Origin of the sequence: Pseudosulfitobacter koreensis (assembly GCF_024733015.1) — a bacterium.
Taxonomy (GTDB): domain Bacteria; phylum Pseudomonadota; class Alphaproteobacteria; order Rhodobacterales; family Rhodobacteraceae; genus Pseudosulfitobacter; species Pseudosulfitobacter koreensis.
This window is the reverse complement of the sequence record NZ_JANKJG010000012.1, coordinates 128,436-144,546: the sequence shown is the minus strand read 5'-3', so window position 1 is coordinate 144,546 and position 16,111 is coordinate 128,436. Positions and strand designations below refer to the sequence as shown.

Below are 16,111 nucleotides of genomic sequence, written 5' to 3'. Positions count from 1 at the left end.
ACGCATCAGGACAAACAGTGAGATGCTACTTCTCGATGTTATTTCTTGGCGAGTGTGGCAAGAGCTTAAGGCTTTTCCGATGAGCGAGTATCAGTCATTCATTAAGAGTATCTTGAAGGTCTGCTAATGGGATGTGTCGGCTGCTTCCCTACCGTTGTGTTAGCAGGTCCGCTTTGTCAAGTTGCCGGATTTTGCGGTTCGAACAGATGGGGAATATCCGCAAAATCTGACATCAATGTTGCGGAGTATGCCCAAAACGGATGAAGTAGATTGGAACTTCTTGGCTCCAAAAGTCGATAGTCAGTAGCAATTATTGTTTCGATCGCATGTATAGAAGACCGGGTTTCCGTCAGAGTCAATTCCGTCATATTTTTGTGATCCATCTGAATTGATGGTTTGAGTCGGGACATCTTTTGCCAGTCACCATACAATCCAGCACAACAAGCGCCAGTATGCGAATACGAAGACCGGGGCGCACAGCAACACCGTCGAGGCAGTGAATGCGGTCGTGCAGCGCGCTCTGATCGGCGTTTATCACCGTCTCGGACGGAAGCACTTACAGCGATACCTGGACGAGATCATCTGGCGGTGGAACCACAGGACCCCGGAGAGCAAAGTGCGGAAGCGGAAGTCTTTATCGGGTCTCTCAACCGCCGAGACCACGACTGTATGGAGGCCGATCCCGGTTGTGGACCAGATGCGAGGCCTCCTGGTAATCCTCCCCAAAACTAAGGGGATGCGGACGTAGAATTTTCTCAGCAAGATACCTGAGGAGAATCTGATGAAGATGACGAGATTTAGCGAACCCCAGATCCTTGCGATCCTACGCCAGGCCGAGGGCGGTGTGCCGGTGGCTGAGCTGTGCCGCGAGCACGGCATGAGCTCAGCGTCCTTCTACAAATGGCGGGCAAAGTATGGCGGTATGGATGCGTCCATGATCAGCCAGATGAAGAGCCTGGAGGACGAGAACAGGCGATTGAAGCGCATGTTTGCGGACCTGAGCATGCAGGCCGATCTGCTGAAGGAAGCTCTTGGAAAAAAGTAGATCGGCCGTCTCAGCGTCGCGAGATGGCCGCCAAGGCCGTGGAACATCGAGGGGTCAGCATCGCACTCGCCTGTCGGGCGTTCGGGGTGAGCGAGACGTGCTATCGCTACAGCCCGTTGCTCAGCGACGAGAACGAGCTGATCGCTGACCTGCTGGTCGGCCTGACCGACGCCCGCAAGACGTGGGGATTTGGGCTGTGTTTTCTGCATCTGCGCAACGTCAAAGGGCACCCGTGGAATCACAAACGTGTCTATCGCATCTACTGCGCCTTGGAACTGAACCTGCGGATCAAGCCGCGCAAAAGGCTGAAGCGGGAGGTGCCGGACGCTCTGGCTGTGCCGGAGAGGCCGAATGTGACCTGGTCGATGGATTTCATGGCAGATCGACTGGCTGACGGTCGTGCCTTCCGGCTGCTGAACGTCCTGGATGACTTCAACCGGGAAGGCTTGGGCATTGAGGTGGACTTTTCCCTGCCCGCAGAGCGGGTCATCCGGAGTCTCAACAACATCATCGAATGGCGCGGCAAGCCCAGGACCATCCGCGTGGATAACGGCCCTGAATACATCAGCCATGCGCTGCTGGAATGGGCTGAGAAACACGGCATCGCCCTCGCGCACATCCAGCCGGGCCAGCCGCAACAGAACGCCTACATCGAGCGCTACAATCGCACGGTCAGGCACGAATGGCTGGACCAATACATCATCAACAGCATCGAGGAAGCCCAGCATTTTGCAACCCAGTGGCTCTGGACTTACAACAATGACCGACCGAACATGGGCATCGGTGGCATCACACCCGCAATGAAACTGAAAATGGCTGCCTAAGTTCTACGACAACGTCCCGTTAGAAATGGGAGGATTACCTCCTCTGCGGAGCCGTCGGCCGCCAGATGAGACGCACACCGTCGTGGGGTCTTCGGTGGCCATGACCCCGTCGTTGCGAAGGTCCGCTGAGAGCCCAAGAGCGATCAGTGACGGCTTATCCATAGCTGCGCCAGGTGGAAGAACGACAGGCTTTGTCGGCGTCCATTCGCATCCGTTGGTGAAAGCTGGTCTGACGACGAGAAAATGCGGCGCAGGTCCAATTTTCCGCACAATGCGGCATCACATATCTCGCGAGCAGCTTGCCGATCTCCGCGACAGATCCGCTCCACAACACGGGTCATATGGTAGCGGTATGGCTCCTGCGGTCTTTCGTCAGCTATAGCGCGGGCCAGATCATATTCTTGCCAAACTTCTGGCATGTGCGTAATTCGCTTGGAAAGCTGGACCATGTCGCGAGCAATTTCTTCATGTGACGCAGTGAGTTCCAGATCATGCTGGAGTAGCGCAGGACTGTCGCAAGTGAAAGCCCCGGTGAAACGAAAGCTCACTGGTTGGGTCTCATTTCCTTCAATCTGAAGTATTGACCATAACATATGGTCCCAAGCGGCGGGCTTTGCCCGGAATTCGATGCGTCCCTTTGATCCTCTGCGTGGATGCACGGCGAGAAAGTATTCTCCCATCCGCCTTGAGAGGATATCCAGCTTCACGGACCAGCCGCTGCCTTTTGCTGCGGCCCGAATAGCTTTCGAAAGTAAATCGCTCACTGGCAGTCCCTCAAATCACCGAAAGCACAGAATGGCGGAATGCCAGAACGGCAGCAATGTCCCGCGAAGCTGTCGAACGCAAGTTCGGGGTGCCCCCTGCTTTTTCTCGTGGATAATAGGGAAAAAAATTCAAGAAAATGCTTCGCGTCTGCTCAAGTTGGCCAATCTCTTTTTCGACAAGCAAGCAAACAAGAAATCCGATTGAAGAAAGGACAAATGACGATCCGCTGGTCTGCGCGCCTTTTTTGGGAGGCGCGAGACGCAGCGGCCAACGATGAAAAACACCTCCGAGCCTTTTTGACCGCCCCGGGACGAAACCCGGATTACTCAATCAACCACCATCGGAGGTATCACCATGTATCACGGAAGAATTATCCCCAACGGGACAGACGCGTTCAGGTCCAGCGAAGCCGGGCTGCGGACATTCCTTGCGTCGAATGCCGATGCGCTCGGCCATGCTGCCGTGCTGTTGTCGGGCCGCAGGGGCGCCAGGCTCATCAATGCCATCATGGACGGGCTCGATCAGCCCGGGCCGCTCACGCGCCGTCTGCGCCAACGCCTGCTCGAGTTGCGCGACATCCTGTTTCTCGAGCATCTCGGCAATGAGGCTTGGGAAGACGATGCGTGTTTGGCGCTGCTCGAACCGGACGATCTGGCCGTATCGGAAATCTGTCTGCTCGCTGACGGCATAAACGACGCGTTGCTCTCCGCGGGGCTGATCGTCCCGGCAGATGTCTTGGCAGGGTGATGGAATGGTCCGCATCGCCGCCCGTGCTCTGCGGCGGTGCGGGTGGCCTCCTTTCCCAAAAATTGCAGCTTTCGGCAACTTTCTTTTTCGTCTTCGAAAAGACTGGCCAATGTCCTTGCTACCGGCACCGAGAATCCTGCGTCAGAACTGCCAAAGGAGCAGAGAACAACCCGAGCCTCCCCCCACACGCGGAAGCGTTGTGGCAGATCGCTTCGTCGGAAAATCCGCACACCGATGTCCGACTTCCGCAGCATCGGCTTCGCGCCTGCCGCCTTCATCTCCGGCTTCAGGTCTTTCACGCCTATGCCGAGGTCTTCTCCGATGTGCACCTCCGCCGTGAATTCTGAGAGAAACCCATCGACATCTTCGGGCTGAAAACGATGGATGACATGATCTCCGTCATCGGATCGGATTTCACGCGACGGCAGAAGCCGCTTCCGAACCAATTCCCAGCCAGATGCGACGGGAATACGAAGCAGGGCAAACGCTTCCGCCGACGACAAGCCCGTCAAGATCTCCGAAACGGCCGCCTTGGTTTCAACCGGGTCCACGTAAATCGCATCGAACCCATCCATACCGGCCACTCGCAACACATTCTAAAGGCAGCCAGGCGCGGCGCACGGCTATTGAATGCGATCCGCGAGGGCCTCGACCAGCCCGGGCCGCTGACGCGCCGGATGCATCGCCTGTTGCTCGAGCTACGCGCGTTGCTGTTGCTCGAAAATGCTCACGGCGATGATTGGGACGACACGGCTTGCTTTGCGACGCTGGATCCCGAGCATCCGATCGTAGATGAGCTTTGCCTGCTTGCCGATGGTTTCGATGAGGCACTGCGTGGCGCCGGGGTTTTGTCCATGTCGGACGAAGGGGTGGCCTAATGCTTGGCCCACGCCGCCGCAGCGTGTGTGCGGCGGCGTGGGCCACCGTCCTACCCGGAAAATTTCGGCAGGCAGCAGATTTCTTCTTCGTTTCCTTCAAAAACGACCAACATCCTTATCACCAGCACCGAAGACCATCTGACGAAACCTGCCGAAAGTGACCAGCCGCCCAAGTCGCCTTCCCGCAATGCACGGACATGACGCCGATGAATCAGGCAAACAGCACCGTTTCTGCATGCAAAGGAGATCATCATGCTCAACACAAATACACGCGACATCAGCCAGGCCCGCTTCGACGCGACGGCTGCAACAGAGGACCATCTTCGCTACCACGGCGCGGCTCTGTGTGATCTGCTCGATGCGCTCGACGGCGAGACCGGCTTTTCCACTTTCTGCGACCTGCACAGCGCCTTTGGTCGACCGGTCCCGGAAGCCGACGCCGTCCAGGCCGCCCTGCGCGATATCCACAACATCCTGGCGGACCAGGCTCCGTCAACGCTCGACCGCATTGGGTACGAACGGAAAATCCCGGCGTCGGACATGACGCGCTGGCATGGCGCACGCGTCAGCGAGCTTCTCGCGAGGTTCCACGATGCCGAATGAGACTGCGGCGCGCTGCGTACTTCAGGAGGCACGGGACCGTCGCCTGAGCGTGTACCCCGACGAATTCGGCCTCAAGCTGGACATCTGCGATGTCACGCTGTGGATCCGCCAGAAATTCCGGCTGCCCTCGGTGCATGTCTGGGTCGACAGGCACTATGTGCACCGCGGGAAGGATATCTCCGGCGTTACAGTCATATTGTCGCCCGCCCTTCCTGATCCGCTTACCACAGCGGCACGTGAGGCGTTCCTCGCGCTCGGTTACGACATCGAGGACACTGGCGCGGATATCTACGGACATCCGCCCTGCGACGGCTTTCATTCGAGGCACGAAGCCATTCATGCTTTCGGTCGGATTGAGAGCGTACTGCGCAGTTGGCGGTCACTGTAGCACATCAATAAAAACACGATCAAAGGGCGGCGCAAGCCGCCCTTCTTTTCATGCGTGAGAAATATGGATGCGGTTAGTATTCCAGATCCATGTGCATTCGTGCCGGAAATTTTTGGCTGCCACGCGTCCAACTGGACCGGAAAGAAATTTTTGCACGCAGGTGCCGAAGTCTCCGCCTATCCGGCATGCATTGTCGGACATACGCACCATGAGATCATGCAGGCGTCAGGCAGTGTTCAGGCCGCGCGACGATAAACAGCGTGAGCTGGATAGCACGAGTCCAAGGCAACTGCTTTACGGCAGTACAAATGATCTGCTTGACCACTTATCATGTATTAAAGACAGCATTTTACGTGTGGTACGATCATTTTCTTCACTCGCACCTTCCATTTTCCTTCTGCCGTCTTCGGATCGACAAATGTCCTTCTCGGTCCTTTGAAACGAGGTAAGCGTCCGGTCAGGCCGCGTGTTTTCAGCAGAACCACAGCAGGAGATCATCCCCTGTAGTCGCCGGTGCGCGCAAGCGCATCGGCGAGCCATCCTGGCGCGCCCACACCATCGAGCTTGGCGGTCTCGCTCAGGGTGTATGTGACGGCAGCTGACGAGCAGGTAGTTCTTGCAGCGCCGGCTGACAAAAATGTCGTCGGCCCAAAACGGGGTCTTTCAGAAATCGACGCACCCGCTGACCAAATGATGATCCTGTCCTTGCAAACATGACAATCAGCGAGCCCACAGGCTTATTTTTATCTTTTTTTTCAGTATTTTAAGATCCAGACGACCAATTTTTGGGGATTTCAGCCGGAAATTTCTTCTGTCATCCCCATAACTGCCGCTTGATCGCGCGCTGACGGCGGCCCGGGCCGCGCCTGATGTCTTTCTGGCGGTCACTGGGGAGCGTGCAAGGCGCGAAGCTGGTCGCCTTGCACCAGCAAGCCAACAAGGGGCGCTTTATGGGGCCACCGTGTCGTGGAAGGACATGATCGCGGTGGCTGGAGTTGTGACCACAGCGGGGTCGAAAACCCGCCTGAATACTTCCGCCGCACCCGAGGACGCCGAGGTTGTGCGCCGCGCGACGGCGGCGGGGTTGATCACCATCGGCACCACAAACCTGTCCGAATTCGCCTTCTCCGGCATCGGCCAGAACCCGCATTTTGGCACCCCCCTGATCGCGGGGCGGGTGCCGGGCGGGTCCTCATCTGGGGCAGCGGCATCGGTGGCGCGGGGCGTGGTCCGGCTGGCGGTGGGGACCGATACCGCCGGGTCCTGCCGCGTTCCGGCGGCGTTTCACGGGCTGTTCGGCTTTCGCCCCACGCGCGGCCGCTATCCGATGACCGGCGTGCTGCCGCTGGCGCCGAATTATGACACTGTCGGGCTGATCACCGGAACGGCCCACGATCTGCTTGATCTGGACGCGGTGCTGAGTGGCGAAGCGGATGAGCCTGACACCACGCCACAAATCTGGCTGGACCAATGTGCGACGGCGCAAACCACCTCCGAGGTCGCCGATACGGTGCGCAACGCGGTAGAAGCTGCGCGCAGCCAGGCGTTTTCCACTGCACACAAGCCACGCAGCCTGTTGTCGGATGCGAAGGACCTGATTGCCCAGCACGGCTGGCCCGGTGGGGCGGATGCCGCAGCGCGTTACCACGACCTGATCCAATCGAAGGCTTTTGCTCTGGTCGACCCGCTGGTGGCCGCGCGGCTGCAGAGGGCGGCGCGGCTGTCACCTGACGCCATGGCAAAGCTCCGTACCAGTGCGGTCGATCTGCGCGGGCTCTGGCCTGCACCCGATGTCATCATTGCACTGCCAACTGTGCCTTTTGGCGCACCATTGGCTGAACCCTTGCTGTCCGATCCCGAACCCTATGAGCACATCAATCAGCAGGCTCTGAGTCTGACCATGCCCGCCAGCCTGCTGGACCTGCCTGCTGTCACACTGCCAGTCGGTCAGACCGCTGCGGGGCAATGGATCGGCTTGCAACTGGTCGGAGCGCACCACTGTGACCGCGCGCTGTTGATGGCCGCCTGCAAGCTGGAACGCTCCCTTGACCTGAAAGGACATTGCCCATGATCCGCAACCCGATCCCCTGGCCCAATGGCGCCCGCTGCGCCTGCGCCATCACCTTTGACGTCGATGCCGACAGCCTGATTCACATCGCCCGCCCGAGCGACAGCCACCGGCGGTTGTACCCCATCAGCATGGGCCGTTATGGTCCCAACGCAGGGGTGCCGCGCATTCTGGAAACCTATCGTAGGCTGGGATTGAAACAGTCGTTTTTCATGCCCGGATGGGTGATGGAAACCTATCCCGAAACCGTCGAGGCGATCCTGAAAGACGGCCATGAAATCGGGCTGCACGGCTATCTGCACGAGGACCCTGCCGAGATGTCCGATGCCGATCAGACCTATTGGTTCGAACGCTCGCTCGACGTTCACAACCGCGCCACCGGCCAGACCCCGCGCGGCTACCGCGCGCCGGTCTACAACGTCACGCCACGGGTCATCGACCTGGCCATCGCCCATGGGCTGGCCTATGACTCATCCATGATGGCCGACGACCTGCCCTATTTCCTGTCCGCAGACAAAGGGGATCTGATCGAAGTGCCCGTCCACTGGGGCAGCGACGACTGGCCCCCCTTCGCCCATTATGCCGAGATCGGCTATATGATGCCCTTGATGAGCCCTGAGCAGGGGCTGGAAGCCTCCTTTGCCGAGTTCGAGGCGCAATATGAAGCGGGCGGATTGTGGGTCGGGATCTGGCATCCGTTTCTGACCGGGCGGCTGGCGCGCTGGCGCGTGGTTGAACGCTGGCTGGAAACGGTTTTGGCCCGCCCCGACGTCTGGTTCGCCCCGCTGGAAGACATCGCCGCACATGTCCGGCACTTGCGCGATAGTGGCGGCTGGACACCGCATGTGGAACCGGCAGCGCCCTATCCCTCAGCCGTCTTTCAAGGAGTATCAAGATGAGCGATTTTCCCCTTGCCTTTGACCCCGCCCGCCCCGATGGCAGCAACCCTTCAGCCATTGAGACTTTGGGTGATCGGGGCTGGCCGAGTCTGGACGTTGTCTATTGCGTTCCCGCACGTCAGGGCCGCGCCGTCCATGTGAAACAAGGGCAAACGCTGACCGTCACAAACACCCACGGCAGTCAGGTCGCGGATTTCTGGGCCTTCAGCGCCGCCGACCCCGGTGAGTATCTGTCGATGGAGCATATGCGCCCGAACCTGCGCAAACTCTGTCCATCTGCCGGTGATGCGATGGTGACCAACCGCAGGCGAGCGATCCTGACGCTGCTGTCTGACAGTTCCGAGGGGGTGCATGACACGCTTGTCGCTTCTTGCGACATTCACCGGTATCACCAACTGGGCCATCAGGGATATCACGACAATTGCACCGACAACCTGCGCATGGCCCTGGCAGCGATTGGCGTGGCCCTGCCGCAGGTGCCCTGCCCATTCAACCTGTGGATGAATACGCCCACCCGCGCAGCGGGCGAGATGGTCTGGCTACCGCCGGTTTCGCGGGCCGATGACGCGGTGATGTTTCGGGCCGAGATGGACCTGATCGCCGTGGTCTCCGCCTGCCCGATGGATTTATTGCCGATCAATGGTGCAGATGCGGTGCCGCGCAGCCTGTCCGTTTCCGTGTCAGCCGCCTGATTCAGCTTTGCTGGCGCAACCAGTCCAACAGTTGCGTCAGCCTGTCCTGATCCGGATGAGTGGACAGGAACATCGCCCAATAGGTCAGGCCCGGCAAGGCGATGTCGGAAAGTTGCACGAGCTGACCGGCGTTGAGCAGATCCGCAACCAGAAGCTGCGAGGCCAGCACCGCGCCCTGCCCCGACACCGCGGCGTCAATCGCGTGGATCTCTTCGGAGAAGGTCTGGGCCACAGCAGGCAGAGATGCTCTGACGGCGGCGCGGGCGTGCCAGCGTTGCCAGTTGGGCGCATTCTGCGAGGCGGATTTCCAACGGTAGTCCAGCAAGGGTAGCGCCATGATGCTCTCAGGTGTCAGCGACAGGTTCACCAGATCCGGCGCACAGACCGGAATAATCGCATCGTCAAACAGCCGGTGCCATTCTGCCCGGTCATCGGGCTGACCCGCATAGCGGATTGCCATGTCGATATCCGACGCATGCAAGTCGACGGGCAAATCGGCAGCCTCTACCGTGATTTTCAGCCCCGTTTCTGCACGCAGACCTGGCAGGCGCGCCATCAGCCAGCGGCTGGCAAAGGCCATGGTCACCGAGAGGCGCAGCGGAGTCTCGGCTGTGGTAACAGACAGCTGGTCGATTGTGCCTGCAATCTGGTCCAGCGCCTGACGCAGCACCGGAAACAGCTTTTGCCCCGCGGCCGTCAGACGCACGGGCCGGGGAAAGCGGTGGAACAATGTCACCCCCAAAATCTCTTCCAATTGCCGCACCTGATGGCTGATCGCGGTCGGCGTCAGACCCAGTTCCTCTGCCGCGTCGGCAAAATGCAGATGCCGGGCGGCAGCCTCGAAAGCGCGCAAGGCATGTAAAGGTGGCAGTTTCCGCATGGGTGTCCCGCAGGATGGATTTCATTCATCTTATGCCTGAAATATTCGCTTTGGCCAAAGGTTTTGGCCATTGCTACCTCCTGCTGCGACGGGGCCACACCGGCCCCAACCCAGGAGAACGCCATGACCACCTTGCTTCGTATTGACGCCAGCGCACAGCTGGAAGACCGCTCGTTAACGCGTATGCTGACGACACTGTTCACGACCGAATTTCTGGCGGCCAACCCGGACGCCAAAGTGATCACCCGCGACATCGGGAAAGACCCGGTTCCGGCGATTGATCACCGGTTTATCCATGCAGCTTTTACACCGCTTGAGGCCCGCGAAGACTGGATGGCCGAGCGGCTGGCATTGTCAGACCGGCTGATCGACGAGGTCGAGGCCGCAGATATCATCGTGCTGGGCGCACCGATGTACAACTACGGGATGCCCGCTGCCCTGAAGGGTTGGATTGATCACATCGCCCGGATCGGGCGGACCTTTTCTTTCGACCTGGCCCGCGGCGATGTGCCGATTGAGCCGATCCTGAAGGGCAAGCAATTGGTCGTCCTGTCATCGCGCGGCGAGTTCGGGTTTGAACCCGGCGGGCCACGCGCGCATATGAATGCGCTGGACCCCGCAATCGCCGCCTGCGCACATTACCTTGGTGTTGATGCGGCAGACATCGAAACAATTGCGATCGAGTATCAGGAGTTCAAGGACGCGCGACACGACCGTTCGGTAATCGCGGCAAAAGAGGCAACACGCGATCTTGCTGTGCGGTCTGAACAGGGCGCTGAACAGAATTTCTCTGTGGGGTAGCCCATGCCTGACCTTTTTTGCAGTGCAGGATGTGCAAAAACTCATGCGTTTTTGTCACCGGCGGAAAGGACCGTTTCTGGCCCGCGGATTGTGACCACAGGTTTTTGTCCGACAGCGGCCGTTCGTGGCATGTGCGGCGAAAGTCGAAATCGAGCCCAATGTTACCGTATGCTGCATTATGCACGAAGGTCCGGTGTCGTTCGTTCAAATGATTGACGTTCTGCGGTGTTCAATTATGCTGTAACGACCAGAAACAGGTTAGGTCGGTGCGGTTGGCCCGGCCCCCAATTCCAAGCGGGTCCTTACGTGCATCGGCGTTCCGATAGTTGCGTCCCATGGTCCAGACGCCTGCACATGTCGTGCGGGCCGAGCAAAGGACATGGAAATGCAGCAACAGATCGCAGTGGTAACACTTGGAATATCCGACCTCGAAAGATCGAAGGCGTTCTATCAGAAGGGGTTCGGCTGGACCCCGGTCTTCGAGAACGCGGAAATCGCCTTCTACCAGATGAACGGCTTTGTCTTTGGAACATGGCTAAAATCGTCCCTTGAAGACGACACGAAGCAGCAAGTTCTATCGGGGTCGGGTGCTGTAACGCTTGCACACAATGTGCCCAAAGAAAGCAATGTTCAAACTGTCATCGACCAGCTCGTGGCCGCCGGGGCGGTAGTGCTTCGCGAAGCTGATGAGCCTCCCCAAGGCGGCCGCCGAGGATATATTGCGGACCCGGACGGTCATGTATGGGAAATCGCGTTTAACCCACTATGGCCAATCGACGAAGACGGACATGTGGCCTTCCAAATGTAACGCGATGAAAGCCTGCTGAGCGACGTGTCCGGTGCGTCGCTCGCCCTAAGCACTTAATCTGAAATCAGGCATCCAGCACCCATTTTGCGACATCACTCAGTCCCGCAGAATGCCACATCACTTTAGGCTCGGATTTGCACTTGCAGCGAAGGTCCGCAAAGACGGGTTGCACCGCAGCGGTGGCTTGGTACGGCGAATGGCAGTTAAGGGCCGTTCGCTTCGTGGCTCACTTCGTTATAGCGGACGCCGACGAAACGGTAGCGCTTCTTCCACCTGCCGCGCAGCCTGCAATACCAGCGCATCGTCGGCCAGCCGCCCGACAATCTGCGCCGCCACCGGCAGGCCCTCTCGTGTCTGGTGAACCGGCAGGACGATCGCAGGCATGCCGCTGGCGTTGAAGGGGGCGGAAAACGGGCTGATGGCGAAGAGCTTGTCCAGAAACGCGTCGAGGTCTGTAGACGTCATCGGCAGCGATTTGTGCGGCGGTGGCGGGGTGGATGTCGCAGGTGTAATCATCAGGTCGAACCGATCGAAATAGGCAGCAAGGCGGCGCACTTCGCGGTTGATCACTATGGTCCGCTGGAAATGATCCGACAGCGACACGGTGCGCGAATAGCGCAGCGAGGTGCGGGTCATCGGCTCGAGCCCCGCAAGGTCGGCGTCGCTTAACTCTCCCGCGCCGGGAAACAGCCCCGCAAGCGAGGCGAGCAGCACGCGGATCATCGCATCTGTCAGGGCGTGAACGTCGAAATCGGGCATCGCCTCTTCGACTTCGTGGCCCAGGTCCGACAGCAAACGACCCGTCATCGCGGCGGCCTCCGCGCAGACCGGATCGACGGGCGCGCCGTCAAAGCGTGTCGTCACCAGCCCGATCCGCAGCTTTTCGGGCACGCGGTTGATCAGCGTCTCGAATGGCTCTGCCGGTCTGGGGGTAAAGTAAGGCGCGCCGGTATCAGGCCCCGCCGTCACGTCGAGGATCGCGGCACTGTCGCGCACGCTGACTGTCACGGCGTGCTCGTGGCTGATCCCGTGGTTCGGGTCGCCCCGGTGCGGGCCAAAGGGGTTTAGCGCGCGGCTCGGCTTGAACCCGACCAGCCCGTTGTAGGCGGCGGGAATGCGGATCGACCCCGCGCTGTCGGTGGCATGGGCGGCGGGCATCATGCCCGAGGCGACAGCTGCCCCGGCACCACCGCTGGAACCGCCAGCCCCGAAATCCGTGTTCCAAGGATTCCGTGTCGTGCCCCAGGCAGCACTGTCGGTCTCCAGCGTCAGCCCGAATTCGGGCGAGGCGCTGCGTCCCAGAAAGCCGAAACCGGCGGCACGCAGCCGTCCCACAAGCGTGGAGTCAAAGTCGAAGACGGTGCCGCGAAACCGTTCGGAGCCGTTCGAGAGCGGCAGGCCCTTCACCGGCGCGTGCAGGTCCTTGATCAGGTAGGGTATACCGAGAAAACGCGGTCTGTACCCCGCAGCCTCTTGGGCCGCGAGCGCTGCAAGCGCCTCTTCGAACTGCATGACGACAACGGCATTCACGCGCGGGTTCTGCGCCTCGATTTCGCGGATCGCGGTTTCCAGCAGGTCGCGCGGGCTGACCTCGCCCTGTTCGACCAAGGCGGCCAGCGCCACCATGTCCCGGTCGATCCATTCCTCGCGTGTCAGCATGTTCACCCCTCCTGTGCCATAAGGCCGCCACCGGCCACGATGTTCAACAATGTCGCGTCGTCCTCGCTGACCGATATCAGCGCATGCCCCATACCTGCGTCGTAATAAACGCTGTCGCCCGGCCCCAGCCGGATCGGCGCATAGAGTGCCGTGTGCAGTTCGACCTCGCCCGACAGCACATAGATCAGCTCTTCGCCCGGATGGGACACCAGTTGGTCGAAGGCTGTCACGTCACGCGCCTTGACCACCACGAAGGTGGCGTCGATCAGCTTTTGCTTGAGCCCCATTGCCAGCGGTTCGTAGATATAGGTCTTGGCATCATGGCCGGTGCGGGTCGCCGCACGGGTGACGTCCAACCGCCCGACGGAAGGCGACGGCGATGCCACCGTGGTTCCCTCGTCAGTGTCGAGCAGGGTGGACAGGTCGACTTCAAGCCCGCGCGCCAGTTTCAGCAATCCGTCGAAGGTGGGCGACAGGTTCGAGTTCTCGATCTTCGAGATGGTCGAACTTGCCATGCCCGCCCGCGTCGCCACCTGTTGCAGGGTCAGCCCCTTGCCCTGCCGGAGGGCGCGCACGCGCTGGCCAAAGGCGCTGAGGGCCTTCGCGGTGTCCTTGTCGCCCGTTCTTTCGGACATCAGATTTCCTATACGAAACATTTTCCTTGACATAATGCGTATACGAAAGCGACGATCCCGGCAAGGAGTACAAGTATGCCCTTCGCTCTCATTCTCGGTTTCATTGCCCTTGCGATCGCGGGCGGAGTGGCGATCAGCTATATCGCGGGCTCGGCCGCCGTGCTGGCGTTCATCGCCACGGGATACGGCAACTACCTTGCCATCATGCCGCAGCGGATTTTCAGCCAGATTGACGTGTTCACCTTCCTGTCGATGCCACTGTTCATCCTTGCAGGGGAACTGATGACGCGCGGCGGCGTGACCCGTGCGCTGATCGACCTTGCGATGCTGATGGTCGGGCGGCTGAAGGGCGGGCTGGGCTATGTCAATATCGCGGCCTCGGTCTTTCTGGCAGGCATTTCGGGATCAGCTGTTGCGGATGCGGCGGCGACGACCAAGACGCTGGTGCCCGCGATGGTCGACCGAGGCTACCGTGCGGATTTTGCCGCTGCCTTGACGGCGGCAAGCTGCGTCATAGGGCCGATCATCCCGCCCTCTATCGTGATGATTTTCTACGGGGCGCTGATGAACGTGTCGGTCGCTGCGATGTTTGCGGGCGGCATCGTGCCCGGCCTGCTGATGGCGCTGTTTCTCTTTGGCTACAACTTCTGGGCGGCAAGGCGCGAGGATCATCCGGGTGGGGCGGGCGTGGAACTTCCGCCCGTCTGGCCCACGCTTGTGCGTGCGGTCCCTGCCCTGCTGATCCCGATGGTCATCGTGGGCGGTATCGTCTTTGGCGTCGTCACCCCGACCGAGGCTGCGGCGCTGGCGGTCGCGATCACCGTCATTCTTGTGTTCGTCTACCGCATGATGGACCGTGGCACCCCGCGCGAAGCGCTGCGCCACGTCTGGACGGAAGGGTCACGCGCGGTGGAAAGCGCGGTGATGCTGACCGGTTCGATCTTCATGATCCTCTTTGCCGCCGCGATCTTTGGCTATCTCGTCGGCATCATGCAACTGCCGCAGGTGATCGCGGAGACCGTCACCGCGCTGGACCTGAGCGCGGTCGGATATCTGCTGATCGCAAGCCTGGTGATGTTCGCCGCAGGCATGGTGATGGACGTGACCATGGCGCTTGTGCTGATGGTTCCGGTGCTGATCCCCGCGGCCATCGCCGCGGGTGCAGAACCCGTTCATGTGGGCGTGGTCAGCTGTCTCAACCTGACACTTGGCCTTATCTCGCCGCCGTTCGGCGGGATCCTGATGGTGGTATCGGCCGCAAGCCGCGTGCCCTATCTGCGCCTGTCGCTTGCCGTTCTGCCATTCCTCGGGGTGCAGGTGGCGCTGCTGGTGTTGCTGATCCTCGTGCCTGAACTGACGCTTGCGCTGCCGCGCATGGTCGGACTGATAAACTGAAAGACCAACCAAAAAAGGGAGATCCACAATGTTTACAAAACTTCGCAACACTCTGCCCGGCCTTGCACTTGGGCTGGCCATCGCCGCACCGGCTGCGGCACAAGAAGTCCGCATCGCGGTCCAGTGTCCCGCCGTACCCGCATGCTCGGACTGGGTCTATGCCGAGGACTTCGCCACCGCCTTGCGCGATGGAGGGATGGAGGCCACCGTTTTTGCGGGTGCCAGTCTGGGCAAGGATGCCGAAATCGTCGATCAGCTGTCGCAAGGCCTGCTGCAGTTTGGCGTTACCAACTTCGTGATGATCGCACAGGTCGATCCGCGCATCCTGGGCTTTCTCGCGCCCTACGTATTCGAGGATTCCAAACAGTTCTTCCGCGCCACGCAGGAAACCGACAGCCCGCTGCTGGACGGTATCCGCGAGAACATGGAAGCCCAAGGGATCAAGGTCGCGGGCTTGCCCGGTCTTGGCGGGCAGATGGGCCTGTTCAACGACGCCAAGGACGTGGCTTCGGTCGATGACCTGACCGACCTGCGCCTGCGCGCCATCGACGCCAACCAGGTGAAACTGTTCGAAGCCTGGGGCACCCAAGGTGTCGTCGTCGACATGCCGGAGTTCGCCGGTGCCGTGCAGCAGGGCATCGTGGACGGCTATTTCAACCCGCCCGCCGTGCCGCTGATCTTCAAGCACACGGAGTTCCTGACCCATTTTACCGACCTCAAGGCGGGCACGCCGTTTCGCGCCGCGCTGATGTCGGCGGACTGGTACGCCGGGCTGTCGGATGACGACAAGGCCGTGGTTGACACAGCAGTCGAGACCGCCAACGCCAAGAACCGCGAATGGACCTATGCCGCCGAAACCACCGAGATCGAGCAGCTGGAAGCGGCAGGCGTCACCGTGACCACACCATCCGACGCGGCACTGGCCGAATTCAAGCGCCGCAGCCAAGAGGCTTGGGACACGCTGATGCCCGCAGGATCGGTCGCCGAGATGCAGGCTCTTGCCGACGCGTCCAAGGAGTAACGG

General features: G+C 60.3%; 16 protein-coding genes and 1 pseudogene. 13 read left to right on the top strand and 4 right to left on the bottom strand.

Annotation, left to right across the window (positions count from 1 at the left end):
- Nucleotides 1-400: 400 nt before the first annotated feature.
- Nucleotides 401-748, top strand: a pseudogene (locus NTA49_RS15220) (transposase); the annotation flags it as partial.
- Nucleotides 749-781: 33 nt separating this feature from the next.
- A protein-coding gene (locus NTA49_RS15215; RefSeq protein ID WP_258295659.1) for an IS3 family transposase occupies nucleotides 782-1,869 on the top strand; the annotation gives its coding sequence in 2 pieces (ribosomal slippage) (nucleotides 782-1,043 and nucleotides 1,043-1,869; 1,089 coding nt in all).
- Nucleotides 1,870-2,012: 143 nt separating this feature from the next.
- Here NTA49_RS15215 and NTA49_RS15210 read toward each other — a convergent pair.
- Nucleotides 2,013-2,633, bottom strand: a complete 621-nt coding sequence (locus tag NTA49_RS15210) for a hypothetical protein (protein ID WP_258295658.1) — start codon at nucleotides 2,631-2,633, stop codon at nucleotides 2,013-2,015.
- Nucleotides 2,634-2,988: 355 nt separating this feature from the next.
- Here NTA49_RS15210 and NTA49_RS15205 point away from each other — a divergent pair, with 355 nt between their 5' ends.
- From NTA49_RS15205 to NTA49_RS15175, 7 genes are all read left to right on the top strand, one after another.
- Complete coding sequence (locus NTA49_RS15205) at nucleotides 2,989-3,381, top strand: hypothetical protein (RefSeq protein WP_258295657.1); 393 nt, start codon at nucleotides 2,989-2,991, stop codon at nucleotides 3,379-3,381.
- Between the two features lie 380 nt (nucleotides 3,382-3,761).
- Complete coding sequence (locus NTA49_RS15200) at nucleotides 3,762-4,259, top strand: hypothetical protein (RefSeq protein WP_258295656.1); 498 nt, start codon at nucleotides 3,762-3,764, stop codon at nucleotides 4,257-4,259.
- A gap of 252 nt (nucleotides 4,260-4,511) precedes the next feature.
- Entirely contained in the window at nucleotides 4,512-4,862 is a 351-nt protein-coding gene (locus NTA49_RS15195; RefSeq protein ID WP_258295655.1) for a hypothetical protein, read from the top strand.
- Nucleotides 4,852-5,250, top strand: coding sequence for a hypothetical protein (locus tag NTA49_RS15190; protein WP_258295654.1), 399 nt, complete (start codon nucleotides 4,852-4,854; stop codon nucleotides 5,248-5,250). The genes NTA49_RS15195 and NTA49_RS15190 overlap by 11 nt, the downstream gene beginning before the upstream one ends.
- A gap of 826 nt (nucleotides 5,251-6,076) precedes the next feature.
- Nucleotides 6,077-7,321, top strand: coding sequence for an amidase family protein (locus NTA49_RS15185; RefSeq protein ID WP_332844295.1), 1,245 nt, complete (start codon nucleotides 6,077-6,079; stop codon nucleotides 7,319-7,321).
- Entirely contained in the window at nucleotides 7,318-8,217 is a 900-nt protein-coding gene (locus tag NTA49_RS15180) for a polysaccharide deacetylase family protein (RefSeq protein WP_258295653.1), read from the top strand. The genes NTA49_RS15185 and NTA49_RS15180 overlap by 4 nt, the downstream gene beginning before the upstream one ends.
- Entirely contained in the window at nucleotides 8,214-8,909 is a 696-nt protein-coding gene (locus NTA49_RS15175) for an urea carboxylase-associated family protein (RefSeq protein WP_258295652.1), read from the top strand. Before NTA49_RS15180 ends, NTA49_RS15175 begins: the two co-directional genes overlap by 4 nt.
- Nucleotide 8,910: 1 nt before the next feature.
- On the opposite strand, the gene NTA49_RS15170 is transcribed toward NTA49_RS15175, so the two are convergent.
- Nucleotides 8,911-9,789 (bottom strand): LysR family transcriptional regulator, encoded by an 879-nt coding sequence (locus NTA49_RS15170; RefSeq protein WP_258295651.1) that lies wholly within the window; start codon nucleotides 9,787-9,789, stop codon nucleotides 8,911-8,913.
- 123 nt (nucleotides 9,790-9,912) lie between these two features.
- Here NTA49_RS15170 and NTA49_RS15165 point away from each other — a divergent pair, with 123 nt between their 5' ends.
- Both NTA49_RS15165 and NTA49_RS15160 read left to right on the top strand, forming a co-directional pair.
- Nucleotides 9,913-10,590 (top strand): FMN-dependent NADH-azoreductase, encoded by a 678-nt coding sequence (locus NTA49_RS15165; RefSeq protein WP_258295650.1) that lies wholly within the window; start codon nucleotides 9,913-9,915, stop codon nucleotides 10,588-10,590.
- 385 nt (nucleotides 10,591-10,975) lie between these two features.
- On the top strand, nucleotides 10,976-11,398 hold the full coding sequence (locus NTA49_RS15160; RefSeq protein WP_258295649.1) for a VOC family protein: 423 nt from the start codon (nucleotides 10,976-10,978) through the stop codon (nucleotides 11,396-11,398).
- 234 nt (nucleotides 11,399-11,632) lie between these two features.
- On the opposite strand, the gene NTA49_RS15155 is transcribed toward NTA49_RS15160, so the two are convergent.
- Nucleotides 11,633-13,057, bottom strand: a complete 1,425-nt coding sequence (locus NTA49_RS15155; protein ID WP_258295648.1) for an amidase — start codon at nucleotides 13,055-13,057, stop codon at nucleotides 11,633-11,635.
- Between the two features lie 2 nt (nucleotides 13,058-13,059).
- Nucleotides 13,060-13,692: a helix-turn-helix domain-containing protein gene (locus tag NTA49_RS15150; protein ID WP_258295647.1), complete on the bottom strand. Its 633-nt coding sequence runs from the start codon at nucleotides 13,690-13,692 to the stop codon at nucleotides 13,060-13,062.
- A 75-nt stretch (nucleotides 13,693-13,767) separates the two neighbouring features.
- Between NTA49_RS15150 and NTA49_RS15145 the strand changes: the two genes are divergently transcribed.
- Nucleotides 13,768-15,087, top strand: coding sequence for a TRAP transporter large permease (locus tag NTA49_RS15145; RefSeq protein WP_258295646.1), 1,320 nt, complete (start codon nucleotides 13,768-13,770; stop codon nucleotides 15,085-15,087).
- A 28-nt stretch (nucleotides 15,088-15,115) separates the two neighbouring features.
- A complete protein-coding gene (locus NTA49_RS15140) occupies nucleotides 15,116-16,108 on the top strand; it encodes a TRAP transporter substrate-binding protein (protein ID WP_258295645.1) in 993 nt (330 codons plus the stop codon).
- Nucleotides 16,109-16,111 lie beyond the last annotated feature (3 nt).

Excerpts from the sequence above, each read along its gene's own strand:
- NTA49_RS15205 (WP_258295657.1), top strand. The coding sequence starts at position 2,989 with ATGTATCACGGAAGAATTATCCCCAACGGGACAGACGCGTTCAGGTCC.
- NTA49_RS15200 (WP_258295656.1), top strand. The coding sequence starts at position 3,762 with ATGGATGACATGATCTCCGTCATCGGATCGGATTTCACGCGACGGCAG.
- NTA49_RS15195 (WP_258295655.1), top strand. The coding sequence starts at position 4,512 with ATGCTCAACACAAATACACGCGACATCAGCCAGGCCCGCTTCGACGCG.
- NTA49_RS15190 (WP_258295654.1), top strand. The coding sequence starts at position 4,852 with ATGCCGAATGAGACTGCGGCGCGCTGCGTACTTCAGGAGGCACGGGAC.
- NTA49_RS15180 (WP_258295653.1), top strand. The coding sequence starts at position 7,318 with ATGATCCGCAACCCGATCCCCTGGCCCAATGGCGCCCGCTGCGCCTGC.
- NTA49_RS15175 (WP_258295652.1), top strand. The coding sequence starts at position 8,214 with ATGAGCGATTTTCCCCTTGCCTTTGACCCCGCCCGCCCCGATGGCAGC.
- NTA49_RS15170 (WP_258295651.1), bottom strand. The coding sequence starts at position 9,789 with ATGCGGAAACTGCCACCTTTACATGCCTTGCGCGCTTTCGAGGCTGCC.
- NTA49_RS15165 (WP_258295650.1), top strand. The coding sequence starts at position 9,913 with ATGACCACCTTGCTTCGTATTGACGCCAGCGCACAGCTGGAAGACCGC.
- NTA49_RS15160 (WP_258295649.1), top strand. The coding sequence starts at position 10,976 with ATGCAGCAACAGATCGCAGTGGTAACACTTGGAATATCCGACCTCGAA.
- NTA49_RS15155 (WP_258295648.1), bottom strand. The coding sequence starts at position 13,057 with ATGCTGACACGCGAGGAATGGATCGACCGGGACATGGTGGCGCTGGCC.
- NTA49_RS15150 (WP_258295647.1), bottom strand. The coding sequence starts at position 13,692 with ATGTCCGAAAGAACGGGCGACAAGGACACCGCGAAGGCCCTCAGCGCC.
- NTA49_RS15145 (WP_258295646.1), top strand. The coding sequence starts at position 13,768 with ATGCCCTTCGCTCTCATTCTCGGTTTCATTGCCCTTGCGATCGCGGGC.
- NTA49_RS15140 (WP_258295645.1), top strand. The coding sequence starts at position 15,116 with ATGTTTACAAAACTTCGCAACACTCTGCCCGGCCTTGCACTTGGGCTG.